Below are 26,113 nucleotides of genomic sequence, written 5' to 3'. Positions count from 1 at the left end.
AATACACGTGGCTTATCCTCTGTCTCCCGTTGGTGGGGTGTGACGCAGTTCGATCGACGACAGAGCGAGTGTTTGGTGGTTCGGAGCCACCGCCGCAAGACGCGCCAGAGGTTGTTGAGGCTGAAACAGACGAACCTGAACCCGCTGTGGCGGTCGGCTGGGTTGGACCGAAGCGGACGATTGCGAGCCTCGGTGATCCCACCACGCCGGGGCGTTGGTTGCGGACACCCTTGGTAGAGGCCGAGATCAATGGGCGGGTTGTTGTGCCACGTACCGGGGCGCAGGCTTACATCACTCTGGTGCCAACACCGGGTCCCGCGGGCGGCGGAAGCCAATTGTCGCTTGACGCGATGCGAGAGCTTTTGGTGCCATTCGACGAACTGGTCGAATTGGACGTCTATTCAAACTAGCCCCGCAGGTACTTGCCTGCTTCTTTGCGGGCAAAGGGCTTCATTGCGTCGCCGTGCTGCTTCAGGAAAGCTTTGACACGGCCGGGGTCGTGTTTTGACAGCTCGCGCAGCCACCACGCGACCGCTTTCTGGATGAACCATTCGCGATCCGGAACATTTCCGGCGGCCCAACCCAGAACCCGGTCCCTGTGGACCAGGTCCTCGGGTTTCGGGTGGTTTTGCTTGGTCCAGGGCAGCGTCGCGACCAACGCGGCGCGGCGGGTCCACATGTGGTTAGATGTGGTCCAGGATTCGACCTGATCCAAACGCGTCGGATCAGTACTCAGGCGTTTCTGAATTGCCACACAGGCGTGATCGGCGATAGCCCAAGCGTCAAAGTCGGGCACCCAGCTTTGCAGCAGGTCCCAGACGGCGTCATCCGGCTTGATCCGAGCCTGCGTCAGCAGCTTGGCGGCGGCTACCCGGGCCTCGTGAATGTTGGTTTGCCAAAGGTCACAGGCGACGGGAACTCGATCAGCGACGCTTAGCTGTTGCCGCCAACCCTTTGTCAGGTCGTTCAGAACCGGGTTCGGCACCCCAAGATAGATGCGGTCGACCTTGTGATAGGCCGCGACCTGCTCGGCGCGCTCAGGATCGGCATGCGCTTTGATCTGATCCAGATAGGCCCGCACGACCGGTCACTCGACCGTTACGGATTTGGCCAGATTGCGCGGCTGGTCTACGTCGGTGCCCTTGGCGACGGCTGTATGATAGGCCAACAGCTGCGCGGGCACAGAATAAAGGATCGGCGCCAGGCTGGTATGGACGTGTGGCATGCGGATCGTGCTCCAGACGCCGTCTTCCGCCTCGGCAATGCCATCGTCATCCGACACCAGAATAACCTTGCCCTTGCGTGCCATCACTTCCTGCATGTTCGACACCGTCTTGTCGAACACCGCGTCACGCGGAGCCATGACGACCACCGGCATATGCTTGTCGATCAGGGCGATGGGGCCGTGCTTTAACTCGCCCGAGGCGTAACCTTCGGCATGGATATAGCTGATTTCCTTGAGCTTCAACGCCCCTTCCATTGCCAGCGGATACATCAGGCCACGACCCAGAAACAGAACGTCGCGCGCTTCGGACAAACGCTGAGCCGCCTTTTTGATGGCGCGGTTCTGGTCCAGCGCAGTGTTCAGAACCGAGGGCAACCCACGCAAAGCGGCGGCGTGGTCGGCGACTTCTTCTTCGCTCAGGGTGCCCCGGTCGGCGGCGGCTTTCAGCGCCAGCATCAGCAACACGCTGAGCTGGCAGGTAAAGGCTTTGGTCGAGGCCACGCCGATTTCAACACCTGCATGGATCGGCAATGCGATGTCACTTTCGCGCGCAATCGAGCTTTCGGGGACGTTCACGACCGAAACAATCTTGTCGGCCTTGCCTTCGCAATAGCGCAGAGCGGCCAGCGTGTCGGCGGTTTCGCCTGATTGGCTGACAAACAGTGCCAGCGTGCGGTCGGTGATCGGGGGTTCGCGATAGCGGAACTCGCTGGCGATATCGACTTCGACCGGCATCTTTGCCAGTTGTTCGAACCAGTATTTCGCAGTCAAACAGGCGTAGAACGCCGTACCGCAAGCGACCATGGTCAGACGGTCCAGCTTTGAGAAATCCAGATCGGTGCCCGGTAGAACAACCTGATCGCCACCGGTGGGCAGATAGGACCGGATCGCCTCGGCGACCACAACGGGCTGCTCGGAGATTTCTTTGGCCATGTAATGCTTGTGCCCGCCTTTATCTACGCGGGTCTGATCCAGCTTGATCCTGCGCGTCTCGCGATTGGCCAACTCGCCGCTCTCGTTGCGGATTTCCAGGGACGTTCGCGTAACGACCGCGCGGTCGCCTTCCTCGAGATAGGTGATCCGGTCGGTCAGCGGGGCAAGCGCGATGGCGTCTGAGCCGACGAACATCTCGTCGTCCCCATGCCCGATGGCCAGCGGAGACCCCTTGCGTGCGGCGACAATCAAGTCATCCTCGCCATCGAACAGGAAGGCCAGCGCAAAGGCACCTTCCAAACGATCTATGGTTTTGAAGGCCGCCTCGACAGGGGACAAACCAGTGGACATGTAGTGCTGAGCCATCAAGGCCACTGTTTCGGTGTCCGTCTCGGTTTCAAAGCCGATTCCGTTGTCGGCCAATTCGGCACGCATTTCGCGGTAATTTTCGACGATGCCGTTATGCACCACTGCAACGGGACCTGCCTTGTGCGGATGTGCGTTGGTCACCGACGGCGCGCCATGGGTGGCCCAGCGGGTGTGTCCGATACCGGATTTACCGGGCAGCGGATCATGCACCAGCAGATCGCTCAGGTTGACCAGCTTGCCCACGGCTCTGCGGCGACCCAACGCGCCATCATTGACCGTCGCGATCCCGGCGCTGTCATAGCCGCGATATTCCAGCCGTTTCAGCGCCTCGACCAGAATGGGCGCAGCTTCGTGTTGACCCAGTACACCTACAATTCCACACATGCCTTAGGCTCCTTTGTCACGGCGAGCCTTTTTCGCCTTCAACATTTCGAACAATTTACGCGCATAACCCAGTTTGTTTTCCTGTTTGGATCGTGCCACGGCCAGGGCATCGGGCTCAACATCCCGAGTCACCACCGTTCCGGTCGCGGTCATGGCACCGTCGCCCAGCGTCACCGGGGCCACCAGCATGGTGTTCGATCCGATGAACACATTCTCACCAATGGTGGTGCGATGCTTCATCACGCCATCATAGTTGCAGGTGATCGTGCCCGCGCCGATGTTCGATGCAGCCCCGACCGACGCATCGCCAATATAGCTGAGGTGATTGACCTTCGCGCCTTCGGCAATCTCGGCATTCTTGATCTCGACAAAATTGCCGATCTTCGCGTTTTCGGCCAGTTCCGCGCCGGGACGCAGCCGGGCATAAGGGCCGACAACCGAACCGCGGCTCACGTGGCAACCTTCCAGATGCGAAAACGCCCGGATCGTTGCGCCACTTTCGACGGTCACGCCGGGGCCGAAAACCACGTTGGGCTCGATCACGGTGTCGCGCCCGATCACCGTATCTGCGGCGAGATAGACGGTTTCGGGGGCCATAAGCGTGACGCCAAGACCCAGCAATTCGGCGCGTGCCCGGGCTTGAAACACCGCGTCGGCTGCAGCCAGATCCGTGCGAGAGTTCACGCCCAATGTTTGCGCCTCATCACAGGCGACGGCAGTGACGTTCAGGCCGCGATTGCGGGCAATCTCGACCACGTCCGGCAAATAGTATTCACCTGCGGCATTGTCATTGCCGACCGCTTCGATCAGGGAAAAAAGAACCTGCGCGTTACCAGCCAAAAGGCCAGAGTTACAGAATGTTATCGCGCGTTCCTCATCTGACGCATCCTTGTATTCGACGATCCGTTCCAGTGTTTCACCCCGCATGACCAGACGGCCATAGCGGGCGGGGTCAGCGGCCTGAAACCCTAAAATGACCAGATCGCTCTGCGCGCGGGCTTCGATCATGCGCTCTAGCGTGTCGGGCTGCAAAAACGGCGTGTCGGCGAACAGGACCACGACGTCACCTTCGAACCCGTCCAACGCGCCGCGCGCCTGCGCCACGGCATGGGCGGTGCCCAACTGCTCATCTTGTTTGACGACGATGGCTGTTTCATCTTCGGCCCGCGCGGCCTTGGCAACAGCGTCGGACCCGTGTCCGGTGACGATGACTGTGCGCTCAGGCGACAGGGCAGCCCCGGTGCGCATGGCGTGGATCAACATTGGCGTCTGAGCGATGGGGTGCAGGACTTTTGGAATATCCGAATTCATCCGCGTGCCTTTTCCGGCGGCAAGGATGACAAGGGCAGTGGTCATGAAATCGTTTTCTCTTTGTGTTTTGTTGCGCTCCGTTTTATCCGCTGGGGGCAAAGGCGCAAGCGGTTCAGCCATCAAACAAGATTGCCGTTTGCAACATCTCATGGCGGGAACCCGCCGAGGCAGGAGGCAAAATGCGCACCGTTATCTTCGATCTGGACGGCACTTTGGCCGATACATCGGGCGATTTGCTGGAGGCCGCGAACCATTGTTTTCGGCATATGGGCCACGGAGATGTCTTGGTGCACGGGCAGGACGCGGGTGTCGCCCTGCGCGGAGGGCGTATGATGCTGACCCATGGTTTAAAACGCGTCGGAGCGTTCGAAGAACAGATCATAACGGACTACTACCCGATGCTTTTGGACGCCTATGCGCAGGCTATCGATATCCACACCACTTTCTATCCCGGTGCATTGGACGCGGTCGAGGCATTGAAATCCATAGGCTACGGCGTGGGTATTTGCACCAACAAGCCCGAGGGACTTGCAGATCAGCTTTTGAACCAGATGGGCGTTCGGGAACAGTTTGCCTCGCTTGTCGGGGCCGACACTCTGCCCGTTCGCAAACCGAACCCTGAACCGCTGCGAGAAGCGGCGCGCCGGGCCGGGGGGGATCCGGACCTTTGTGTGCTGATCGGCGACTCGGACACAGACCGAAACACAGCGCGTGCTGCCGGAGTGCCTTCGGTTCTGGTTACGTTTGGACCGTCCGGTGATGATATGGCCGCGCTAGAGCCCGAGGCTCTGTTGCATCACTTCGATGACCTGCCGCAGGTGGTGACCGGTCTGATCGGTGCGGCGGCTTAGTCTCTTGACGCTGCGCGCGCGCGGCCTCAGAACGTGACTATGACCGAGACGTTTACTGGCAGTTTTACGCAGCAAGAACCCATCCCGGATGAGGCGATCGAGGCCGCCATGGCCGTGCTGCGCCATGGCCGTTTGCATCGGTATAACGTCGTGCCCGGAGAGTTGGGCGAAGTTGCTTTGTTGGAGCAGGAATTTGCGGCGCAAATGGGGGCGAAATTCTGTCTGGCTGTCTCGTCCGGGGGATATGCGCTGGCGACCGCGCTGCGGGCGGTTGGGGTGAAGCCCGGTGATCCGGTTTTGACCAACGCGTTCACGCTTGCGCCAGTTCCGGGGTCGATTGCATCGGTCGGCGCGCGCCCCGTATTTGTGGGCGTGACCGAGGGATTGGTGATCGATCTCGACGATCTCGAAGCCAAATTGGATCAGGCGCGGGTGCTGATGCTCAGCCACATGCGCGGTCATTTGTGCGATGTGGATCGGCTTATGCAGATGTGCGATACCGCCGGTGTGACCGTGATTGAGGATTGTGCGCATACGATGGGGGCCTCATGGCGGGGTCAGTTGTCGGGGCGGCAGGGAGCGATCGGGTGCTATTCGTGCCAGACTTATAAGCATGTGAATTCCGGTGAGGGCGGGTTGCTTGTCACCGATGACGAGGAGTTGGCGGCCAAGGCCACGATGCTGTCAGGGTCCTACATGCTTTACGAACGCCATCTGGCCGCGCCAGGGCCAGAGGTGTTTGAGCGGATTAAATATTCAACGCCCAATGTGTCGGGGCGCATGGACAACCTGAGGGCGGCGATATTGCGTCCGCAGTTGCGGGATCTGGACCGGCAGGTTGAGCGCTGGAATGAGCGGTACAGAGAGATTGAGACGGGTCTGCGTGATACTCCGGGTTTGACCATAGTCGATAGGCCCGAGGGCGAGACTTATGTGGGCTCGTCGATCCAATTCCTGTTGCTGGATTGGTCGCCCGAACGGATCGCTGATGTGATCCGCCGCTGTGCCGCTCGCGGGGTGGAGTTGAAGTGGTTCGGTGGGGCCGAGCCGACGGGGTTTACCTCGCGCTATGACAGTTGGCGCTATGCCGACAGTGCGCCCATGCCTGCGAGCGACAGAGTTTTGGCAGGGATCATGGATATGCGCGTGCCACTGACATTCTCGCTGGAGGATTGCCGCCTGATCGCGCGGATCATTCGGGCTGAGGTTGGCGCAGTCTATCAATCGTAATCCAAAGGAGTGCGCTGGTCGCGCACGCTCATTTCTTTAACACCGCCGCCCCTGACGGGACGGCGGTGTTTTTTCTGTGGCTGTCGTTGACCGCAGAACGATTCGCTGATATTTATTGAACAAGTGTTCATTAAAGCGGGAGGAGATCGCCTATGTTCACGGCAACCATGCAGTTCGATCTGGGCGAGGACGTGAACGCGTTGCGCGAGATGGTGCATCGCTGGGCGCAGGAGCGGGTCAAGCCCATGGCGGCTGAGATCGATGCCTCGAACGCGTTTCCCAATGCGCTTTGGCGCGAAATGGGCGAGCTGGGCATGCTGGGTATTACCGTGCCTGAAGAATTTGGCGGAGTGGCGATGTCGTATCTGGCGCATACGGTTGCGGTCGAGGAAGTTGCGCGGGCCTCGGCTTCGGTTTCGCTATCTTACGGCGCGCACTCGAACCTGTGCGTCAATCAGATCAAGCTGAACGGGACCGATGAGCAGAAGGCGAAATACCTGCCGCGGCTTGTGTCGGGCGAACATGTGGGTGCGCTGGCCATGTCCGAGGCCTCGGCTGGGTCGGATGTGGTTTCCATGAAGCTGCGCGCGGAAAAGCGCAACGATCACTACCGTTTGAACGGCAGTAAGTACTGGATCACCAACGGGCCGGACGCCGATACTCTGGTTGTTTATGCCAAGACCGATCCGGATGCAGGGTCACGTGGGATTACGGCTTTCTTGATCGAGAAAGAGATGACCGGTTTCTCGACCTCGCCCCATTTCGACAAATTGGGGATGCGTGGGTCGAACACGGCGGAATTGATTTTCGAAGATGTCGAAGTACCGTTCGAAAACGTTCTGGGAGAAGAAGGCAAGGGCGTCGCTGTCCTGATGTCGGGTCTGGACTACGAGCGCGTCGTGCTGGCCGGGATCGGCACGGGCATCATGGCGGCCTGTCTGGACGAGATCATGCCTTATCTGTCTGAACGTAAACAATTCGGCAAACCCATCGGCAGCTTCCAACTGATGCAAGGCAAGATCGCTGATATGTATACCGCGATGAACTCTGCGCGGGCTTATGTCTACGAGGTGGCCAAAGCCTGTGACAGAGGGGACGTGACCCGGCAGGACGCGGCTGCGTGCTGTCTTTATGCCTCGGAACAGGCGATGACGCAGGCGCATCAGGCCGTTCAGGCCATGGGCGGGGCCGGGTTTCTGTCGGATTCGGCAGTCAGCCGCATTTTCCGCGATGCCAAACTGATGGAAATCGGTGCAGGCACCAGCGAAATCCGCCGGATGTTGATCGGGCGGGAACTTATGAACGAAATGCTGTGACAAAAACGCCCCGCGAACAGACTGTTTGCGGGGCGATATTTGCGATGGATCAGAAGCGATGGACGTAGGATACGCCGACCAGCCAGGGATCGATTTCCGCGGTGCCGATATCGGCTCCGTTCAGTTTGACGTCCGAGTCGATGTCGAACCAGCGCACGTTCAGACGGACAGCGCCTTTTTCGGTGACCTGATAGTCCAGGCCGGCCTGGACCGAAACGCCGAACGAGTTGTCGAGTTCCAGATCGCCCAGCGGAGAGCTTTCGTCAAAGAAGATGGTGTAGTTCAAGCCCGCGCCAACATAGGGCTTCCACGCGCTGTTGGTCGGGAAGTGATAGTTCAGCGACAAGGTGGGCGGCAGGTGCTTGGTGCTGCCGGCATCGGTGCTGCCACCCAAGGTGATATCGTGCTCGAACGGCGTCGAGGCCAGCAATTCGATGCCCAGATTGTCGCGGACAAAGTACTCGACGGTAAAGATCGGGCGGGTGTCGTCGTCGACATCTGCGTCAAGCCCAGCAAGTGTTCCGTTGTCGGATTTCGGGTCGAGGTAGCCGACACCGACACCAACGGTCCAATCGCCCTGAGACTGGGCGAAGGCGGGGGCGGCCAGCGCAACAAGCGCTGTGGAGAGGGTCAAAGCGGCGAGTTTCATGGTCATTTCAGAACCTTTGAATTTGTTGATGGTGCGGTTTTGCACGGCAGGCGCAAGCCAAACTCTGATCTGAATCAAATTTCTGCGAGACGAAAAAACTGCGGACGTAAGGTAACTTCCAGAAAAACAAGGAGCCGCGCGGATGTGTCCCGGTAGCGTCATACCGGGGTTGCTCACGGAAGGTGGCTGGAACGTACCGCATCGCCTGAACATGGCGCGGCAGTGCCTGTTGCATCCGGACGACAAGACCGCAATTGTTGATCTGGCCGAAGCGGAGCGCCGGGAGATCTCCTATGGCGATCTGAGGCGCATGACCGATGGTCTGGGGCGATATCTGTTGCAGCGGGTGCAACCTGGCGACCGGGTTGGTGTGCTGCTCAGCCAGTCTCCGTGGTGTGCGGCTGCGCATCTGGCGGTCTGGAAGATCGGTGCGATTTCGGTGCCACTGTTCAAACTGTTTCAGCATGATGCGTTGGCTTCTCGGATCGGAGATTCCGGGGTCGATCTGGTTCTGACGGATATTGATGGGGCCGGAATGCTGGGCAATCTGGCGCACCCCGTTCTGGTCGATCAGATTGCACCTTCGGACGATCCGCTGCCCTTTGCCGATACCGGACCCGAAGATCCGGCGGTGTTGATCTATACCTCTGGCACCACCGGCAGCCCCAAAGGCGCGCTGCATGGTCATCGCGTTTTGACTGGCCATCTGCCGGGTGTTTCGATCAGCCACAATCACCTGCGCGACCGAGATTGCCTGTGGACCCCTGCCGATTGGGCCTGGATCGGAGGGCTGTTCGACGTGCTGATGCCCGGCCTGGCGCTGGGAATCCCGGTGGTCGCGGCGCGGCTTGAGAAGTTCTCGCCCGAGGCTTGTGCCGTCGTGGTGGCACGCGGCAGGGTTCGGAATGTGTTTTTCCCGCCAACCGCTCTGCGGATACTGAAGGCGGCGGATCAGGCGATCCCCGGTCTGCGTTCTGTTGCATCGGGGGGTGAGCCGCTGGGGGCCGAGATGCTGGCCTGGGGGCAGCACGCGTTTGGTCTGACGATCAACGAATTCTACGGCCAGACCGAGTGCAACATGGTCGTGTCCTCTTGCGCTGAAGATTTCCCGGTGCGCCCCGGCTGTATCGGCAAACCGGTTCCGGGCCATGAGGTCGCGGTAATTGATGAGGATGGCACGCCCACGAGGGACGAGGGTGACGTGGCCATCCGGCGTGGCTCGGCCTCGATGCTGCTGGAATACTGGAACCGGCCTGATGCCACTGCTGAGAAGTTCCGCGGCGACTGGCTGATCACCGGAGACCGAGGCGTATGGGACGGCGACTATCTGCGCTTCGTGGGCCGCGATGATGACGTGATCACCTCCGCCGGATATCGCATCGGCCCGGCCGAAATCGAGGATTGCCTGCTGACCCACCCGGCGGTGGCAACGGTCGGCGTGGTCGGCAAGCCCGACCCGCTGCGGACCGAGATCGTGAAGGCCTATGTGGTGTTGAAACCCGGGGCCGAGGCGACGGGCGCGGATTTGCAGGACTGGGTCAAGGACCGTCTGGCGCAGTATTCCTATCCGCGCGAGGTGGCGTTTCTGGACGAGTTGCCGATGACGGTGACTGGCAAGGTGATCCGCAAGGAATTGAAGGCGCGAGCGGCGGGGGAGCTGGTCGAATGATGCGATTGGCTCTGTTGGCAGCTGCGTTCCCAACTTTTTTGAACGCACAGCAGGCTTGGGTGGATCAAAGCTACATCGAATGGTGTTTCTCACAGGCTGAGCAACGCGACGGTCTATCTTCTTGCATGGGTAAAGCTGCGGCAGCCTGCCAAACGGCACCGGGAAACGATACAACCATTGGGATAGCTCAGTGTGTTCAGGCTGAGACCCAAGTCTGGGATAGGTTTCTGAGCGAACAGTATCAATTGCGCCGCACCGAACTGCTCGGAATTGGCCCGGACCTGCCTGATCAACTACGCGATGCGCAGCGCGCCTGGATTGGATTTCGGGATGCTGATTGCGGGTTGCGGTACAGTATCTGGTCGGGTGGAACAATACGTACAATTGTTGCAGCCAGCTGTATGCTCTCGCACACCGCCGAACGTGCTGTGGACTTGCGTGACTTGGGAAAGATGAAATGAGACTACAGTCAAAGGCTACGCCCGCCTCCGAGGGCTTCAAGGCAAACCGCACCGCCCATCTGGACGCGCTGGCGCAAATCTCGGCCGCTGCTGAAGCGGCCCGCATGGGAGGCGGTGAGAAATCCCGTGCGCGGCATGAGTCGCGGGGCAAGATGCTGCCACGGCGCAGGGTAGCCAACTTGCTGGACGCGGGGTCTCCATTTCTGGAAATCGGCGCGACGGCTGCGCATGGGATGTACGACAACGCGGCCCCTTGTGCTGGGGTGATCGCGGGCATTGGCCGGGTGCAGGGGCGTGAGGTTATGGTGGTGTGCAACGACGCCACCGTGAAAGGCGGCACTTACTATCCGATGTCGGTTAAAAAACACCTCCGCGCGCAGGAGATTGCCGAGGAGAACCATCTGCCCTGCATCTATCTGGTGGATAGCGGGGGTGCGAACCTGCCCAATCAGGATGAGGTTTTCCCCGACCGCGACCACTTTGGCCGCATCTTCTACAACCAAGCGCGGATGAGCGCGAAGGGAATCGCTCAAATCGCTGTGGTGATGGGGTCGTGTACGGCGGGTGGGGCCTATGTGCCCGCGATGTCGGATGTGACGATCATTGTAAAAGAGCAGGGCACGATCTTTCTGGCCGGGCCGCCTCTGGTGAAGGCCGCGACCGGAGAGGTGGTCAGCGCAGAGGATCTGGGCGGCGGAGACGTCCATACCCGCCTGTCCGGTGTGGCAGACTATCTGGCCGAAGATGACGCCCACGCGCTGGCTCTGGCACGTCGGGCTGTTGGCTCGCTGAACCTACGCAAGCCGCAGACAGTCGATTGGGCCAGCCCGGAAGACCCAGCTTATGACCCTGAGGAAATCCTTGGCGTTGTTCCGGCTGATCTGCGGACGCCCTATGACATCCGCGAAGTCATTGCGCGTCTGGTCGATGGTTCTCGGTTCGACGAATTCAAGCCGCGCTTCGGCGAGACGCTGGTGACCGGGTTCGCCCATGTCAAAGGCTGCCCTGTCGGGATCATCGCCAATAATGGCGTGCTGTTTTCCGAGGCCGCACAGAAGGGCGCGCATTTTGTGGAGCTGTGTTCTCAACGTCGCATTCCGCTGGTGTTTCTGCAGAACATCACTGGCTTTATGGTCGGTCGTAAATACGAAAACGAAGGCATCGCGCGGCATGGCGCAAAGATGGTGACGGCGGTGGCGACGACCAGCGTTCCCAAGATCACGATGCTTGTCGGAGGGTCCTTCGGGGCCGGAAACTACGGCATGGCGGGCCGAGCCTATCAGCCTCGGTTCCTGTGGACCTGGCCGAATTCACGGATTTCCGTGATGGGCGGCGAGCAGGCGGCGGGCGTTCTGGCCACCGTCAAGCGCGACGGGATCGAACGGCAGGGCGGGACATGGTCGGCTGAGGAAGAGGCAGAATTCAAACGCCCGACGCTGGAAATGTTCGAAGAACAGTCGCACCCGCTTTATGCATCCGCCCGGCTATGGGATGACGGCATCATCGACCCGCGTAAGTCACGCGATGTCCTGGCCCTATCGCTGAATGCCGCGCTGAATGCCCCGATTGAGGAGACACGTTTCGGCGTGTTCAGGATGTAAGATGAGCGATCTGGAACACCTGAAAACCCGCTATCCCGGCGCGCAGACTTTCAAGTTCGGAGACAATGCTAAGCTGAGCGCCGAGCTTCTGGCTTTGGTGCGATCAGGTCAGAAAACCGCAACCTGCGGTGCTTTGCGAGACTATCCCGAAGGCAGTGCTGAGACTCCGGTTGTGGGGCGACGGGACATTGCTTTGGACTGGGATGACCGTCCGGCGCTGGTGATCGAAACGGTTGAGGTTTCGATCTGCCGGTATTGCGATGTGACCGAGGATTTCGCGCTGGCCGAAGGAGAGAACGACACGCTTGAAGGCTGGCGAGAAGATCATCGCCGGTATTTCGAGCGCAACGGAGGTTTTGAGCCCGATATGGAACTGGTCTGCGAACGGTTCCGACTTGTCGAAGATCTTGCGGACAAGGAATAAAACATGTTCAACAAAATCCTGATTGCCAACCGGGGTGAGATTGCCTGCCGCGTGATTGAAACCGCTCAGAACATGGGCGTGGCTTGCGTTGCGGTGTATTCAGACGCGGATGCATCGGCCAAGCATGTGCAGATGGCGGATGAGGCTGTACATATCGGCAGGGCGGCCCCGGCCGAGAGCTATTTGAAGGGCGATGTGATCATTCAGGCAGCACTAGATGCGGGGGCGCAGGCGATCCATCCGGGCTATGGGTTTCTGTCCGAAAACCCGGATTTCGTGGATGCGGTTGAGGCCGCCGACTTGACCTTCATCGGTCCATCGGCGGATGCGATCCGCAAGATGGGCCTCAAGGACGCGGCCAAGGTGTTGATGGAAGACGCAGGCGTTCCTGTCGTGCCCGGATATCACGGCGACAATCAGGACCCTGCTCATTTGGCCGACGCGGCAGCAGTCATTGGCTACCCTGTTCTGATCAAGGCGGTTGCGGGCGGTGGCGGCAAGGGCATGCGGCTGGTGGAGACTCCCGAAGCGTTCTCGGACGCACTGAATAGCGCGCGGGGTGAGGCACGCACCGCCTTTGGCAATGACGCAGTGCTGGTCGAGAAATTCGTCTCCAAGCCTCGGCATATCGAAGTTCAGGTCTTTGGCGACGGCACCCATGCGGTGCATCTGTTTGAACGGGACTGCTCGCTTCAGCGGCGACATCAAAAGGTGATCGAAGAAGCTCCGGCGCCCGGCATGACGCTCGAGATGCGCGAGGCGATGGGGCAGGCGGGCGTACGTGCGGCCGAGGCGATCGGCTACAAAGGCGCGGGTACGGTTGAGTTCATCGTCGACGCCTCGGATGGGCTGCGACCGGATCGGTTCTGGTTCATGGAGATGAACACCCGCCTGCAAGTCGAACACCCGGTGACCGAGGCGATTACGGGCATCGATCTGGTGGAATGGCAGTTGCGCGTGGCATCGGGCGAGCCGTTGCCAAAAAGCCAGAGCGAACTGTCGATCAACGGCCACGCGTTTGAGGCGCGTCTTTACGCTGAGGACGTGCCCAAAGGCTTTCTGCCTGCGACAGGGACTTTGTCGCATTTGCGTTTCCCTGCGCACTGCCGCGCCGACAGCGGCGTGCGGGCGGGGGATACGATCAGCCCGTGGTATGACCCGATGATTGCCAAGGTTATCGTGCATGGCCCCACACGCGCCGTTGCGCTCGAACAATTGCACCGTGCGTTGCAACAGACAGAGGTTGCCGGAACTGTCACCAACCTAGCCTTTCTGGGCGCGTTGACTCGTCATCAGGGCTTTGCGTCGGGCGATGTGGATACCGGGCTGATCGGACGTGATCTGGACGCGTTGGTTCAGTCTGCGCCAACCTCGAACCGGGCGAGCGTCGCGGCAGCCATGACGGCGCTGGGGCTGGTGGAGACCGACGAAGAAACGGGGTTTTCTCTCTGGGCTCCGCTGCATCGTGCGGTTCAGTTGCGGTCGGAAGAGGTTATCGATCTGGATGTGCAGGTCGAAGGCGCGAACCGGCAGATCTGGCAGATCGGTGATGAGACTGTCATAGCCAAGCGCTCGTCCGGCGGGTGGATTATTGATGGGGTCGCCATGCCGCGCGTCGCCATGACTGGGTCCCGGATCACGGTATTCGAGGACTATGGGCAGGTCTTTGACGTCATCGATCCACTGGACCGCGATACCAGCGCGACCGGCGATACCAACGTGATCGAAGCTCCGATGCCCGGGCTGGTCAAGGCTGTCTTCGCAGAGGCGGGGCAGACCGTGGCCGAGGGCGACCGGCTGGCCATCCTTGAGGCGATGAAGATGGAGCATTCGCTGCTGGCCGCCCGCGACGGTGTTGTGGCCGAAGTGCTGGCCGAGGCGGGCGCTCAGGTCGAAGCCGGCGCCGCTTTGGTCCGGCTGGAGGAGGAATGATCTGTTCCAATCGCGCCAGCCGTGGCACAGTCGGATCAACAACTTGGCGGGAGGAACATAATGGGTGATCGGGTCGAGATATTCGAAGTGGGGCCCCGTGACGGGCTGCAGAACGAACAGCACGAAATTCCCGTGGCCGAGAAAATCGCCCTTGTGAATTGCCTCAGCCGTGCCGGTTTTAACCGGATCGAGGTTGCAAGCTTCGTCTCGCCCAAATGGGTGCCGCAGATGGCTGGCAGTGGCGAAGTGCTGGCCGGGATCACGCGTGCGGATGGTATCCGCTACGCTGCGCTGACGCCGAATATGCGCGGATATGAGGACGCGCTTGCCGCCAAGGCCGATGAGATCGCGGTTTTCGCTTCGGCCTCCGAGGGGTTTTCCAAAGCCAACATCAACGCGACCATTGCCGAATCCATTGAACGGTTCACGCCGATCCTGGAGGCCGCGCGCCATATCGATCTGCCGGTCCGGGGCTACGTGTCCTGTGTGACCGATTGCCCTTATGACGGCCCGACGCCGCCCGAAAAGGTGGCCGAAGTAGCTGATACTCTGTTCGCATTGGGCTGCTATGAAGTCTCGCTTGGTGATACCATCGGGCAGGGAACGCCCGACACCATTGCCCATATGCTTCTGGCTGTTCGGGATCGCGTTCCCGTAACCCGGCTGGCAGGGCATTTCCACGACACCAATGGCCGGGCTATCGACAATATCGATGCGGCTTTGGCGCTGGGCGTACGGACGTTCGACTCGGCGGTCGGAGGGCTGGGAGGTTGCCCATATGCGCCCGGCGCGGCAGGGAATGTCGCCACCGAAGCCGTCGTCGCGCATCTGGACCGTCTGGGTTATGAGACGGGAATTGACCCTGTCGTCGTTGAAGAAGCAGCGCAGATGGCGCGGGCCATGCGTGCGGAGTAGGTGATGTTTGCCACGATCTCGATTTCCACAGATGCACGCGGCGTTGCCACATTGGCGTTGAATCGTCCGGACAAGCACAATGCGATGTCGGCGCAGATGATCAGCGAACTAACGCGCGCCGCCGCGCTGTTGGGTGAGGACAACACCGTTCGGGTTGTCGTTCTGACCGGCACCGGCAAAAGCTTTTGTGCAGGCGGCGATTTGGGGTGGATGCAGGCCCAGATGGCCGCCGACCCGGAAACCCGCTTTGTCGAGGCGCGCAAGTTGGCCGAGATGTTGCAGGCACTGAACACGATGCCGAAACCGCTGATCGGCGCGGTGCAGGGCAATGCGTTCGGCGGTGGCGTCGGGATGGCGGCGGTCTGTGATGTGGCGATCGGTGTGGAAACGCTGAAAATGGGCCTGACCGAGACCCGTCTAGGCCTGATTCCGGCGACCATCGGTCCCTATGTGATCGCGCGCATGGGCGAGGCGCGTGCGCGGCGTGTGTTCATGTCGGCCCGTCTGTTTGATGCCGCCGAAGCGGTGGACCTTGGGCTGTTGGCCAAAGCGGTTCCCGCCGACGCGCTGGCGGATGCAATCGAAGCTGAAGTCGCGCCCTATCTGTCTTGCGCCCCCGGTGCCGTGGCATCCGCCAAGGAATTGGTGCGGGCGCTGGGCCCACGTATTGACGATTCCGTGATTGACCAGACCATTCGGGCGCTTGTGGGGCGCTGGGAAACGGCTGAGGCAGATGAGGGAATCAGCGCGTTCTTCGAGAAACGAAAACCTGTATGGAGCAGTGAGCTTTAGGAGCAGGTCCCAATGGGGTGACCGCAAAGAAAACCTCAATATCCAAAGCGCCAAATTAAACCGAATATTAGCACCCTGCGCGTCTGAGTTCGGTTGACCCTCTGACCCCGCACGGATAGAGAATGTCCAGTCAACTCGCCAATTGACGGCGCACCTTTCAAAGGTATGCGCAGGAAAGGAGCTATTCGTGGAAGACCTGCTGCGGGAGTACCTCCCGATTCTGGTGTTTCTGGCCGTTGCCGTGGGCCTCGGGATCGTCCTGATTCTAGCCGCCGTGGTTTTGGCCGTCCGCAATCCAGACCCCGAAAAGGTCAGCGCGTATGAATGTGGCTTCAACGCCTTTGACGATGCGCGAATGAAGTTCGATGTCCGGTTCTATCTGGTCGCGATCCTCTTCATCATCTTCGATCTGGAAATCGCTTTCCTGTTCCCTTGGGCCGTGGGCTTCAAAGACATCAGCGATGTAGGCTTCTGGTCCATGATGGTGTTCTTGGCGGTGCTGACCATCGGCTTTGCCTATGAATGGAAGAAGGGGGCCCTGGAATGGGAGTGATGACGGGTGCAAACACCGCCGGCGTCGACAAAGAAGTCGCCACCCAGGCCCTGAATGCCGAGTTGCAGGACAAGGGTTTCCTGCTGACCTCGACCGAAGACATCATCAATTGGGCCCGCACAGGATCGCTGCACTGGATGACCTTCGGTCTGGCCTGTTGCGCGGTCGAGATGATGCATACCTCGATGCCGCGTTATGATGCCGAGCGGTTTGGCATCGCGCCGCGCGCATCCCCGCGACAGTCGGACGTGATGATCGTGGCCGGGACTCTGACCAACAAGATGGCTCCGGCGTTGCGCAAGGTCTACGACCAGATGCCCGAGCCGCGCTATGTGATCTCGATGGGGTCCTGCGCCAATGGCGGCGGGTACTATCACTATTCCTATTCGGTCGTGCGCGGCTGTGATCGGATCGTTCCGGTGGATATCTACGTCCCTGGCTGCCCGCCAACCGCCGAGGCGCTGCTTTATGGTCTGATGCAGCTGCAACGCAAAATCCGCCGCACCGGCACCATCGTACGCTGAGGGAGAGGGCGGATGAGCGAAGCACTCAAGGAACTTGGGGTACAATTGGAGCTGAAAAGAGCCGATTGCGTTCTGTCCTGGGATGTGACCCATGGCGAATTGAACGTCGATGTGGCCCCATCGAATCTTGTGGAATTCATCGAGTTCCTGAAAACCGACCAGAACTGCAAATTCTCGTCCCTCGTGGACATCACCGGTGTCGACTACCCCGAGCGCGCCAAGCGGTTTGATGTGGTCTATCACTTCCTTTCGATGTACCAGAACCAGCGCATTCGCCTGCGGGTTTCGATCCGCGAGGAAGACATGGTGCCCTCGATCGTCGACGTACACCCCTCGGCCAACTGGTTCGAGCGTGAGGTGTTCGACATGTTTGGCATCCTGTTCTCGGGCCATCCGGACCTGCGGCGCATTCTGACGGATTATGGTTTCCGTGGGTACCCGCTGCGCAAGGATTTCCCGACCACGGGCTATACTGAGGTCCGCTATGACGAAGCCCAAAAACGCGTGGTCTATGAGCCCGTGAGCCTGGTGCAGGAATACCGTCAATTCGATTTCATGTCTCCGTGGGAGGGTGCGAACTACATTCTGCCGGGGGATGAGAAACAGGAGAGCGAATAATGGGTGGCATCTGGTGGTTGATCCTGTCTGCGCTGACCATCATCCCGATGGTGAAGATTTTGCCGTTTTTCGGGATCAACAAATACTGGTGCCTGTTGTGTCTGATCCCGTTTGGCACGATCGCGCTGCTGTGGTGGGTCGGGATCAAACTGCAAGAGCTGGAGCGCCTCTGAGATGATGGGCGAATTGATCATTCTAGGCGCGTTGGGCGTTCTGCTGGCCGGGGCCGCAGCCAAGGCGGCCGAGGCTGAAAAGGTCCGGGTGCGGGCCGAAGCAAAGAAGAAACGGGGGCGTTGATGGACGGCTCAAGATACGATGACGGCAGCACGGACGCGCTGAGCGGAGAACAGAAGATCCGCAACTTCAACATCAACTTCGGCCCGCAACACCCTGCGGCGCACGGAGTTTTGCGTCTGGTGCTTGAGCTGGACGGCGAGATCGTCGAGCGCTGCGATCCACATATCGGCCTGCTGCACCGTGGCACTGAAAAGCTGATGGAAAGCCGGACCTATTTGCAAAACCTGCCGTATTTCGACCGTCTGGACTACGTGGCACCGATGAACCAGGAACATGCTTGGTGTCTGGCCATCGAAAAGCTGACCGGGGTCGAGGTGCCACGCCGCGGTTCGTTGATCCGGGTTCTGTATTCCGAGATTGGCCGCATCCTGAACCACCTGTTAAACGTGACCACGCAGGCGATGGACGTGGGCGCTCTGACCCCGCCACTGTGGGGCTTTGAAGAACGCGAAAAGCTGATGGTGTTTTATGAACGGGCCTGTGGCGCCCGCCTGCACGCCGCCTATTTCCGCCCCGGTGGCGTGCATCAGGACCTGCCGCCCGAATTGCTGGACGATATCGAGGCCTGGAGCCACGAATTCCCCGACGTTCTCGACGATATTGACGGATTGCTGACAGAAAACCGTATCTTCAAACAGCGCAACGCCGATATTGGCGTTGTGACCGAGGATGACATTCAGAAATACGGCTTCTCGGGGGTGATGGTCCGAGGTTCGGGCCTTGCTTGGGACCTGCGCCGCGCGCAGCCTTATGAATGCTACGACGAATTCGATTTCCAAATTCCCGTCGGCAAGAATGGCGACTGCTATGACCGCTATCTCTGCCGAATGGAAGAGATGCGCCAGTCGCTGCTGATCGTCCGTCAGGCTATCGCCAAAATCCGCGACTGCCCCGGGGACGTTCTGGCGCGAGGAAAGATCACCCCGCCGAAACGCTCGGACATGAAGACCTCGATGGAAAGCCTGATCCATCACTTCAAGCTCTATACCGAAGGCTTCCACGTCCCTGCCGGCGAGGTCTATGCCGCCGTCGAGGCCCCCAAAGGCGAGTTCGGCGTCTATCTGGTCGCCGACGGCACCAACAAGCCTTACAGGGCCAAACTGCGCGCGCCGGGGTTCCTGCACCTGCAAGCCATGGACCATGTCGCCGGAGGACACCAGCTGGCTGATGTGGCCGCAATTATCGGGACGATGGACGTGGTGTTCGGGGAGATTGATCGTTGAGCCTGACACTGCTTGCCATGATTTTTGCCGGTATCGGCGGCGCGTTTCTGGTTTTGCTGGGCGCTTTGTTCTGGGCCAACCCGGCGCAGGGCTTTGCGCAGACCGGGCACCACAAGGAACAACTGCCGCATGTCATGGCGGACCGCTATCTTGCCTTTGCTCTGATCGGGACGTTCGCAGCGCTTTATAATGACCTCAATGTCGTGCTTGTGTTTTTTGCGGCCTGCGCTGTGATGGCATTTGTCGATACGCTGATCTATCGCCGGGCCGGGCAGGACACGACTAAACATCTGATTGCCGGTGCGTTGTCCGTGGTTGCATTTGCTGTCACGGCCACCGCCCGATTGACCGAAGGAGCCGCCTGATGCTGCGCCGTCTTCACCCCGAACAACCCGAAAGCTTCGCCTTCACCGCTGCGAACCAGCAATGGGCCGAAGCGCAGGTTACCAAGTATCCCGAAGGCCGACAGGCCAGTGCGGTCATTCCTTTGCTCTGGCGCGCGCAGGAGCAGGAGGGCTGGCTGTCCCGTCCGGCGATTGAATCGGTCGCCGACATGTTGGGTATGGCCTATATCCGCGTGCTTGAGGTCGCCTCGTTCTACTTCATGTTCCAGCTGCAACCGGTTGGATCGGTGGCACATATTCAGGTGTGTGGCACGACGTCGTGCATGATCTGCGGGGCCGAGGACCTGATTGCCGTCTGTAAGGAAAAGATCGCCGCCAAGCCTCATGAGTTGTCCACAGATGGCAAGCTGAGCTGGGAAGAGGTGGAATGCCTCGGTTCCTGCACCAATGCGCCGATGGCGCAGATCGGTAAGGATTATTATGAGGACCTGACCGCCGAAAGCTTTGGCAAGATCATTGATGATCTGTCTGCGGGCAAGGTTCCGACGCCGGGCCCTCAAAACGGGCGCTATGCGGCGGAACCATTGAAAGGGCTGACCAGTCTGACCGAGCACGAGGCCGGTAAGCCCGACCAGAATGCCAGCGTGGCGCTGGCGACCGACCTGGGCGACACTGTCAAGCGCATCGACGGGACCGAGGTTCCGATCCTGACCCCTTGGATGGGCAAGGATGGCAAGGCAAGTGCTGCGGCTCCGAACCCTCCGAAAGCGCCCAAGACGCCGAAACCGGCGGTGAAACAGGCCGCAGAGGCGAAAGCGGCTCAAGAAGACCAACCCGAGACGCTGACCGGCGCGCGGGATGGCAAGCCGGATGACCTCAAACTGTTGAAAGGTGTCGGGCCCAAGTTGGAGGAAACTCTGAACGGGCTGGGATTCTATCACTATGACCAGATCGCCGCCTGGACGCCGGAACAGGTGGCCTGGGTTGACGCGCGCCTCAAGTTCAAGGGCCGGATCGAGCGCGACGGCTGGATCGAACAGGCGGCCAAGCTGTCGGCGGGTGAAGAAACCGAGTTTGCCAAGCGCGCCAAGAAAGACGGCATTTACGAAGACTAGGACGGGTGCCCGTTCGGGGCACTGGGATGAGATGGACAAGGATCAGGCCATAGCCCGCAAGGGTCGACATATCGGCGTCGTCATCGCGGTGACGATGGTGATTTGGCTTGCCATGACACTGTTTATCGGCCCCGCGCTGGACTTGCCGGGGCGCTATGCGCTGCTGTTTGATTTTGCCGCTCTGGCAGGGTTCATCTATGCGGGCGTCAACATATTTCAACTCTGGCGCATGCGTCAGGATAGCCAAGGGTAACTGAGCCATGCTGAAGGATCAGGACAGGATCTTTACCAACATCTACGGGATGCATGAGCGCACGTTGCGCGGCGCGCAGGCCCGGGGGCATTGGGACGGCACCGCTGGCCTGATCGAAAAGGGTCGCGACTGGATCATTCAGACGATGAAGGACTCCGGCCTGCGCGGTCGCGGCGGGGCGGGTTTTCCGACCGGTCTGAAATGGTCGTTCATGCCCAAGGAAAGCGATGGTCGCCCGGCCTATCTGGTGGTAAACGCCGATGAATCCGAGCCCGGCACCTGCAAAGACCGTGAGATCATGCGCCACGATCCGCACACGCTGATCGAAGGGTGCCTGATCGCTTCATTCGCGATGAACGCGCATACCTGTTACATCTACCTGCGTGGCGAATACATTCGCGAGCGTGAGGCGCTGCAGGCTGCGATTGATGAAGCCTATGACGCCGGTCTTCTGGGCAAGAACGCGGCTGGTTCGGGCTGGGATTTCGATCTGTTCCTGCATCACGGCGCGGGCGCTTACATCTGCGGTGAGGAAACCGCCCTGATCGAAAGCCTTGAGGGCAAGAAGGGTATGCCGCGGATGAAACCGCCTTTCCCGGCAGGTGCGGGGCTGTATGGCTGCCCGACCACGGTGAACAACGTGGAATCGATCGCTGTTGTGCCGACGATCCTGCGCCGTGGGGCGGACTGGTTCGCAGGCTTTGGCCGTCAGAATAATGCGGGCACCAAACTGTTTGCTATCTCGGGCCATGTGAACAATCCCTGCGTCGTTGAAGAGGCGATGTCGATCCCCTTTGAACAACTGATCGAGACCCATTGCGGTGGCATTCGCGGCGGTTGGGACAATCTTCTGGCGGTGATCCCCGGTGGCTCGTCCGTGCCTTGTGTGCGCGGTGAGAACATGCGTGACGCGATCATGGATTTCGATCACCTGCGCAACGACCTGGGCTCGGGGCTTGGGACGGCAGCGGTGATCGTGATGGACAAGTCCACAGACATCATCAAGGCGATCTGGCGATTGTCGAAGTTCTACAAGCACGAAAGCTGCGGTCAGTGTACACCTTGTCGAGAGGGCACCGGCTGGATGATGCGTGTGATGGACCGTCTGGTGCGCGGCGAGGCCGAACTGGAAGAGATCGACATGCTGTTTGATGTGACCAAACAGGTCGAAGGCCACACGATCTGCGCCCTTGGTGATGCGGCGGCCTGGCCGATCCAGGGCCTGATCCGCAACTTCCGTGAAGAGATTGAAGATCGCATCAAGGCGCAAAAGTCGGGTCGCATGGGCGCAATGGCAGCGGAGTAAACATGATGGACATTTTTGCAGAATATGGCCACGCGGTCGCCTCGGTAGTGATTTTCACGCTGGTTGTCTTGTTCTTGGCGCCTTTTTCGGCGTTGGCCAAAACCGGCAAGGGTCTGGCCCCCGGCGCCACACCCGAACAGGATTACTCGGACAACGCCTATCGCCTGAACCGCGCTTATCTGAATGGCACTGAAACTCTGCCAGCCTATGTGACCGTCACAGTTGCCGCGATTCTGATGGGGGCTAGTCCTTTTTGGGTGAACCTGTTGGCCTCGGTGGCTTTGGTTGCACGTTTGATCATGCTGTTCGTGCATATTCGCGGCATTGGAAAACCTAACGCAGGATTGCGGTCGACTCTTTATGTTGTGGGTTGGGCTTGCATGTTCCTGATGGGTCTTATGGCGTTGGTGGCCGCGTTTTGATGCAAGCCGGCAGGGGACATCATACCAGGCGGTCAATGCCTTTGTTGAAACGCATCGCGATGTTCGGCGCGCTGGGTGCGCTGACATTGACCTCGGCCTGCGGGGTCGTGCGCCCACCGCCAGATCGGGCTGTTTTTGACGGGCAGTATTTTCGCGCCAAGGCAAAACCGGTCGACAAAAAAGCTGCGCCCACCGAATTCACGGTCGTTGTGAATGGCGTTTCCAAATCATTGGATGGCGCGCGCGAAGCGGGACGGTATGAGGGCACCAAGTTCTGCATTCAGAATTTTGGGTCTTCGAGAATTGCGTGGAAAGTTGGCCCTGAAACCGAGCCACAGAACCTTCGCATCAGCGATGACAAACTGACCTTTGCCGGAAGCTGCAAGAGACCATGAGCCGAGTTCCCTCATATCGGGCCCAGGTCGTTGCGATGTTATTGCATAGCAACCCGCCTGCCGATCGTCTTGGGTTTCCCAAGACGAAAGGAACAATCATGTCCGGTATGAAAACGATTGCGCTGCTGGTCGCGGTGACGATGCCAACGGTGGTCGCGGCGAAACCGCCCTTGCGCGATGTCAAGGAAATCGACAATGAGCTCTACTACATCGCGATCGCAAATGAGATTTCCGAGCAATGCCCGTCTATCAGCGGGCGTCGGTTAAAGGCGATTGGTGTGATGTGGGACCTAAGGTCCAAAGCGAACAAACTGGGGTATTCGGACAAGGAAATCCGGGCCTATGTGGACTCGGATGCCGAAAAAGACCGAATGCGGGCAAAAGGCGGGGCGTATTTGGCCCAGCATGGCGTGTCTTATGAGAACCCCAAGACCTTCTGTACTTTGGGCCAGATGGAAATTGATAGAAACAGCGCCATCGGCGTTTACTTGAGGGCGAATTGAGAATGAAGTTGGTTGCATTGACCAAGGGGTTCGGTACCTGCTTGCTGCTGGGGGTCTTGGCGGGATGCCAAACAACCACTAGCGAGACGCAGGAAACCGCCTCTTCGCGCGCTCAATTTCGGTCTGAAATGCCGGAAAACCTTTATGACGTTGCCTTTGCAAATGCGATGGCAGAGCAAATTGCAAACGGATGCCCGACATTGTCTCGGAACCCTTCGGAAATAGCACGCGGAATGAAAGCTGTCGCAGACGACCTGGAAGCCAAGGGCTATCGGGAAAGCGACTTCAAATACCTCGAACGAAACCTGCCTCGAAAACGCATACAGGATGATGCGATCCGCTATATCCAGGACAACGGGATCGTGATCGGCGTACCAGAGACGATGTGTTCGGCGGGCCGAAGTGAGATCGCCAAAAACTCCACCATCGGCACATTCCTGAAAGGTTAAAGTCACAATGTCTGACCTCCGCAAAGTGAATATCGACGGACAGGAAATCGAAGTCGACGGGGCCATGACCCTGATCCAGGCGTGTGAGCAAGCCGGGGTCGAGGTGCCGCGTTTCTGCTATCACGAGCGTCTGTCTATTGCCGGGAACTGCCGGATGTGTCTGGTTGAAGTTGTGGGTGGACCACCTAAACCTGCCGCGTCCTGCGCGATGCAGGTGCGTGATTTGCGTCCGGGACCGGAAGGCCAGCCGCCGGTGGTAAAGACGAATTCACCCATGGTCAAAAAGGCCCGCGAAGGTGTGATGGAGTTCTTGCTTATCAACCACCCACTTGATTGCCCGATCTGCGATCAGGGCGGTGAGTGTGACCTGCAGGATCAGGCGATGGCTTACGGTGTGTCCGGCTCACGCTTCAAGGAAGCAAAGCGAGCGGTCGATGATCTGGATCTGGGGCCGCTGGTCGGAACCGCGATGACGCGCTGCATCAGTTGCACCCGCTGCGTGCGCTTTACGACCGAGGTCGCCGGAATCACTCAGATGGGTCAGACCGGGCGCGGCGAGGATGCCGAGATAACCTCGTATCTGAACGAGACGCTGCAATCGAACCTGCAAGGCAATATCATCGACCTGTGCCCGGTTGGGGCGCTGACGTCCAAACCTTACGCCTTTACGGCCCGTCCTTGGGAACTGACCAAAGCCGAAAGCGTTGACGTCATGGATGCTCTGGGTTCGAACATCCGCGTGGACACGAAGGGGCGCGAAGTCATGCGCTTTCTGCCGCGCAACCACGACGGCGTGAATGAGGAATGGATCAGCGACAAAACAAGGTTCGTATGGGATGGTCTGCGTCGTCAGCGTCTGGATCGGCCATACGTGCGCGAAAATGGCAAGCTGCGCGCCGCGAGTTGGCCTGAGGCGCTGACCAAGGCCGCCGAGGCACTGAAAGGGGCCGAGAAACCTGCGGGCATCGTGGGCGATTTGGTTCCGGTCGAGGCCGCATTCGCGCTGAAACAAGTGATCGAGGGGCAGGGCGGTGTTGTCGAATGCCGCACCGACGGGGCCAAGCTGCCAGCGGGCAATCGCGGGGCTTATGCCGGAACCGCCGCGATAGAAGATATCGACGGGGCCCAACGCATTCTGTTGATCGGGACCAATCCGCGTGATGAGGCTCCGGTTCTGAACGCGCGCATCCGCAAGGCGTGGGCGCAGGGGGCCGAGGTGGCCCTGGTTGGGCCCGCCGCCGATCTAACCTATCCCTATCACCATATGGGTGACGACCGCGCGGCGCTGCAAACCGCGCTGGATATGGGCGCCGATGATGAGATCAAGGGCAAGGCGTCCCTGGTCATCGTCGGTCAGGGAGCGCTGCAAGAGGCTGACGGGGCCGCTGTTCTGGCCGCCGCTCAAGCTATTGCCGCCAATACCGAAAGCGGGCTGATCATCCTGCACACCGCCGCGTCGCGTGTGGGCGCGATGGATGTGGATGCCACCAACGCAGCCGGCATGGACGCCCTAAGCGCCGCAGATGTAATCTATAATCTCGGTGCGGATGAAATTGAAATCGGCGATGGGGCCTTTGTGATCTATCAAGGCAGCCATGGCGACAGGGGTGCCCACCGCGCAGATGTGATATTGCCTGGCGCCGCCTATACCGAGGAAAACGGTTTGTTCGTGAATACCGAAGGCCGCCCGCAACTGGCTATGCGCGCCGGTTTTGCGCCGGGGGAAGCCAAAGAGAACTGGGCGATCCTGCGTGCGCTGTCAGCAGAATTGGGCGCAACGCTGCCCTTCGACTCGTTGGCTCAGCTGCGAACAAAGCTTATCGAGGCCGTTCCACATCTGGCCCGCATCGATGAGGTGATCGAAAATGAAATGGTTGAACTGGAGGCGGGAAAACTGGGTGATGCCAGTTTCCGCAACGCGATCAAGGATTTCTATCTGACCAACCCCATCGCGAGGGCTTCGCAACTGATGGCCGAACTTTCGGCGCAATCTCAGGCAATTAAATCCGGGAAGATTGCGGCAGAATGACTCTGGCAACTTTCATATCT

At 59.7% G+C, this 26,113-nt stretch carries 30 protein-coding genes; 26 read left to right on the top strand and 4 right to left on the bottom strand.

Annotation, left to right across the window (positions count from 1 at the left end; translation table 11 throughout):
- Positions 1-68 precede the first annotated feature (68 nt).
- Positions 69-410: a hypothetical protein gene (locus tag ACR0CR_RS04350; protein WP_480597086.1), complete on the top strand. Its 342-nt coding sequence runs from the start codon at positions 69-71 to the stop codon at positions 408-410.
- On the opposite strand, the gene ACR0CR_RS04345 is transcribed toward ACR0CR_RS04350, so the two are convergent.
- From ACR0CR_RS04345 to glmU, 3 genes are read right to left on the bottom strand one after another with little or no spacing between them, the layout of a single operon-like run.
- Positions 407-1,081 carry a DNA alkylation repair protein gene (locus tag ACR0CR_RS04345; protein ID WP_480597083.1) on the bottom strand — a complete coding sequence of 225 codons (675 nt, stop codon included), beginning with the start codon at positions 1,079-1,081 and terminating at the stop codon, positions 407-409. The two genes, ACR0CR_RS04350 and ACR0CR_RS04345, sit on opposite strands and share 4 nt — an antisense overlap.
- A 6-nt stretch (positions 1,082-1,087) precedes the next feature.
- Positions 1,088-2,911 (bottom strand): glutamine--fructose-6-phosphate transaminase (isomerizing), encoded by a 1,824-nt coding sequence (glmS, locus tag ACR0CR_RS04340; protein WP_480597081.1) that lies wholly within the window; start codon positions 2,909-2,911, stop codon positions 1,088-1,090.
- A 3-nt stretch (positions 2,912-2,914) separates the two neighbouring features.
- The gene (gene glmU / locus ACR0CR_RS04335; protein ID WP_480597079.1) at positions 2,915-4,267 is read right to left on the bottom strand and encodes a bifunctional UDP-N-acetylglucosamine diphosphorylase/glucosamine-1-phosphate N-acetyltransferase GlmU; all 1,353 of its coding nucleotides are present in this window, start codon (positions 4,265-4,267) and stop codon (positions 2,915-2,917) included.
- Positions 4,268-4,401: 134 nt separating this feature from the next.
- Between glmU and ACR0CR_RS04330 the strand changes: the two genes are divergently transcribed.
- The 3 genes from ACR0CR_RS04330 (at position 4,402) to ACR0CR_RS04320 (ending at position 7,619) form a co-directional block, all read left to right on the top strand.
- A complete protein-coding gene (locus ACR0CR_RS04330) occupies positions 4,402-5,073 on the top strand; it encodes an HAD-IA family hydrolase (protein WP_480597077.1) in 672 nt (223 codons plus the stop codon).
- A 39-nt stretch (positions 5,074-5,112) separates the two neighbouring features.
- Positions 5,113-6,303, top strand: a complete 1,191-nt coding sequence (locus ACR0CR_RS04325) for a DegT/DnrJ/EryC1/StrS family aminotransferase (RefSeq protein WP_480597075.1) — start codon at positions 5,113-5,115, stop codon at positions 6,301-6,303.
- Between the two features lie 152 nt (positions 6,304-6,455).
- Positions 6,456-7,619, top strand: coding sequence for an isovaleryl-CoA dehydrogenase (locus tag ACR0CR_RS04320; protein WP_480597074.1), 1,164 nt, complete (start codon positions 6,456-6,458; stop codon positions 7,617-7,619).
- A 49-nt stretch (positions 7,620-7,668) separates the two neighbouring features.
- Here the strand turns inward: ACR0CR_RS04320 and ACR0CR_RS04315 are convergent, their stop codons facing one another.
- Entirely contained in the window at positions 7,669-8,274 is a 606-nt protein-coding gene (locus ACR0CR_RS04315; protein WP_480597072.1) for an OmpW/AlkL family protein, read from the bottom strand.
- A gap of 136 nt (positions 8,275-8,410) precedes the next feature.
- Between ACR0CR_RS04315 and ACR0CR_RS04310 the strand changes: the two genes are divergently transcribed.
- The 22 genes from ACR0CR_RS04310 to nuoG all read left to right on the top strand — a co-directional run bounded on the left by ACR0CR_RS04310 (position 8,411) and on the right by nuoG (position 26,093).
- The gene (locus ACR0CR_RS04310; RefSeq protein WP_480597070.1) at positions 8,411-9,937 is read left to right on the top strand and encodes an AMP-binding protein; all 1,527 of its coding nucleotides are present in this window, start codon (positions 8,411-8,413) and stop codon (positions 9,935-9,937) included.
- Positions 9,934-10,398 carry a lysozyme inhibitor LprI family protein gene (locus ACR0CR_RS04305; protein WP_480597068.1) on the top strand — a complete coding sequence of 155 codons (465 nt, stop codon included), beginning with the start codon at positions 9,934-9,936 and terminating at the stop codon, positions 10,396-10,398. The genes ACR0CR_RS04310 and ACR0CR_RS04305 overlap by 4 nt, the downstream gene beginning before the upstream one ends.
- Positions 10,395-11,999, top strand: coding sequence for a carboxyl transferase domain-containing protein (locus ACR0CR_RS04300; protein ID WP_480597067.1), 1,605 nt, complete (start codon positions 10,395-10,397; stop codon positions 11,997-11,999). The genes ACR0CR_RS04305 and ACR0CR_RS04300 overlap by 4 nt, the downstream gene beginning before the upstream one ends.
- A 1-nt stretch (position 12,000) precedes the next feature.
- Positions 12,001-12,423: an ASCH domain-containing protein gene (locus ACR0CR_RS04295; protein WP_480597065.1), complete on the top strand. Its 423-nt coding sequence runs from the start codon at positions 12,001-12,003 to the stop codon at positions 12,421-12,423.
- A 3-nt stretch (positions 12,424-12,426) separates the two neighbouring features.
- The gene (locus ACR0CR_RS04290; protein WP_480597062.1) at positions 12,427-14,355 is read left to right on the top strand and encodes an acetyl/propionyl/methylcrotonyl-CoA carboxylase subunit alpha; all 1,929 of its coding nucleotides are present in this window, start codon (positions 12,427-12,429) and stop codon (positions 14,353-14,355) included.
- A gap of 60 nt (positions 14,356-14,415) precedes the next feature.
- Positions 14,416-15,270 (top strand): hydroxymethylglutaryl-CoA lyase, encoded by an 855-nt coding sequence (locus tag ACR0CR_RS04285; protein WP_480597060.1) that lies wholly within the window; start codon positions 14,416-14,418, stop codon positions 15,268-15,270.
- A 3-nt stretch (positions 15,271-15,273) separates the two neighbouring features.
- Complete coding sequence (locus ACR0CR_RS04280; protein WP_480597058.1) at positions 15,274-16,062, top strand: crotonase/enoyl-CoA hydratase family protein; 789 nt, start codon at positions 15,274-15,276, stop codon at positions 16,060-16,062.
- A 187-nt stretch (positions 16,063-16,249) separates the two neighbouring features.
- A complete protein-coding gene (locus ACR0CR_RS04275) occupies positions 16,250-16,615 on the top strand; it encodes an NADH-quinone oxidoreductase subunit A (RefSeq protein WP_010442778.1) in 366 nt (121 codons plus the stop codon).
- Positions 16,606-17,139 (top strand): NuoB/complex I 20 kDa subunit family protein, encoded by a 534-nt coding sequence (locus ACR0CR_RS04270; RefSeq protein WP_037307875.1) that lies wholly within the window; start codon positions 16,606-16,608, stop codon positions 17,137-17,139. Before ACR0CR_RS04275 ends, ACR0CR_RS04270 begins: the two co-directional genes overlap by 10 nt.
- Positions 17,140-17,151: 12 nt before the next feature.
- Positions 17,152-17,757 (top strand): NADH-quinone oxidoreductase subunit C, encoded by a 606-nt coding sequence (locus ACR0CR_RS04265; RefSeq protein ID WP_480597057.1) that lies wholly within the window; start codon positions 17,152-17,154, stop codon positions 17,755-17,757.
- Positions 17,757-17,930 (top strand): hypothetical protein, encoded by a 174-nt coding sequence (locus ACR0CR_RS04260; protein ID WP_480597056.1) that lies wholly within the window; start codon positions 17,757-17,759, stop codon positions 17,928-17,930. Before ACR0CR_RS04265 ends, ACR0CR_RS04260 begins: the two co-directional genes overlap by 1 nt.
- A gap of 1 nt (position 17,931) precedes the next feature.
- Complete coding sequence (locus tag ACR0CR_RS04255; protein ID WP_257599041.1) at positions 17,932-18,054, top strand: hypothetical protein; 123 nt, start codon at positions 17,932-17,934, stop codon at positions 18,052-18,054.
- Entirely contained in the window at positions 18,054-19,277 is a 1,224-nt protein-coding gene (locus tag ACR0CR_RS04250; protein ID WP_480597054.1) for an NADH-quinone oxidoreductase subunit D, read from the top strand. The genes ACR0CR_RS04255 and ACR0CR_RS04250 overlap by 1 nt, the downstream gene beginning before the upstream one ends.
- The gene (locus ACR0CR_RS04245) at positions 19,274-19,642 is read left to right on the top strand and encodes a hypothetical protein (protein WP_480597052.1); all 369 of its coding nucleotides are present in this window, start codon (positions 19,274-19,276) and stop codon (positions 19,640-19,642) included. The genes ACR0CR_RS04250 and ACR0CR_RS04245 overlap by 4 nt, the downstream gene beginning before the upstream one ends.
- Complete coding sequence (gene nuoE / locus ACR0CR_RS04240) at positions 19,642-20,736, top strand: NADH-quinone oxidoreductase subunit NuoE (protein WP_480597049.1); 1,095 nt, start codon at positions 19,642-19,644, stop codon at positions 20,734-20,736. The genes ACR0CR_RS04245 and nuoE overlap by 1 nt, the downstream gene beginning before the upstream one ends.
- Positions 20,737-20,767: 31 nt before the next feature.
- Positions 20,768-20,989 (top strand): DUF5337 domain-containing protein, encoded by a 222-nt coding sequence (locus ACR0CR_RS04235; protein WP_480597048.1) that lies wholly within the window; start codon positions 20,768-20,770, stop codon positions 20,987-20,989.
- 7 nt (positions 20,990-20,996) lie between these two features.
- A complete protein-coding gene (nuoF, locus tag ACR0CR_RS04230) occupies positions 20,997-22,295 on the top strand; it encodes an NADH-quinone oxidoreductase subunit NuoF (protein WP_480597045.1) in 1,299 nt (432 codons plus the stop codon).
- Between the two features lie 2 nt (positions 22,296-22,297).
- Entirely contained in the window at positions 22,298-22,717 is a 420-nt protein-coding gene (locus tag ACR0CR_RS04225) for an MAPEG family protein (RefSeq protein ID WP_480597043.1), read from the top strand.
- A gap of 35 nt (positions 22,718-22,752) precedes the next feature.
- On the top strand, positions 22,753-23,112 hold the full coding sequence (locus ACR0CR_RS04220) for a hypothetical protein (protein WP_480597041.1): 360 nt from the start codon (positions 22,753-22,755) through the stop codon (positions 23,110-23,112).
- 98 nt (positions 23,113-23,210) lie between these two features.
- Positions 23,211-23,615 carry a DUF5333 domain-containing protein gene (locus ACR0CR_RS04215; RefSeq protein ID WP_480597039.1) on the top strand — a complete coding sequence of 135 codons (405 nt, stop codon included), beginning with the start codon at positions 23,211-23,213 and terminating at the stop codon, positions 23,613-23,615.
- Between the two features lie 2 nt (positions 23,616-23,617).
- Entirely contained in the window at positions 23,618-24,064 is a 447-nt protein-coding gene (locus tag ACR0CR_RS04210; RefSeq protein WP_480597037.1) for a DUF5333 family protein, read from the top strand.
- Between the two features lie 7 nt (positions 24,065-24,071).
- Positions 24,072-26,093 (top strand): NADH-quinone oxidoreductase subunit NuoG, encoded by a 2,022-nt coding sequence (gene nuoG, locus ACR0CR_RS04205; RefSeq protein ID WP_480597035.1) that lies wholly within the window; start codon positions 24,072-24,074, stop codon positions 26,091-26,093.
- The last annotated feature ends 20 nt before the right edge of the window (positions 26,094-26,113 follow it).

Source organism: Ruegeria sp. AM2 (genome assembly GCF_056540685.1).
Note: the sequence above shows the minus strand (reverse complement) of the source record. Positions and strands in the feature narration are given on the sequence as shown.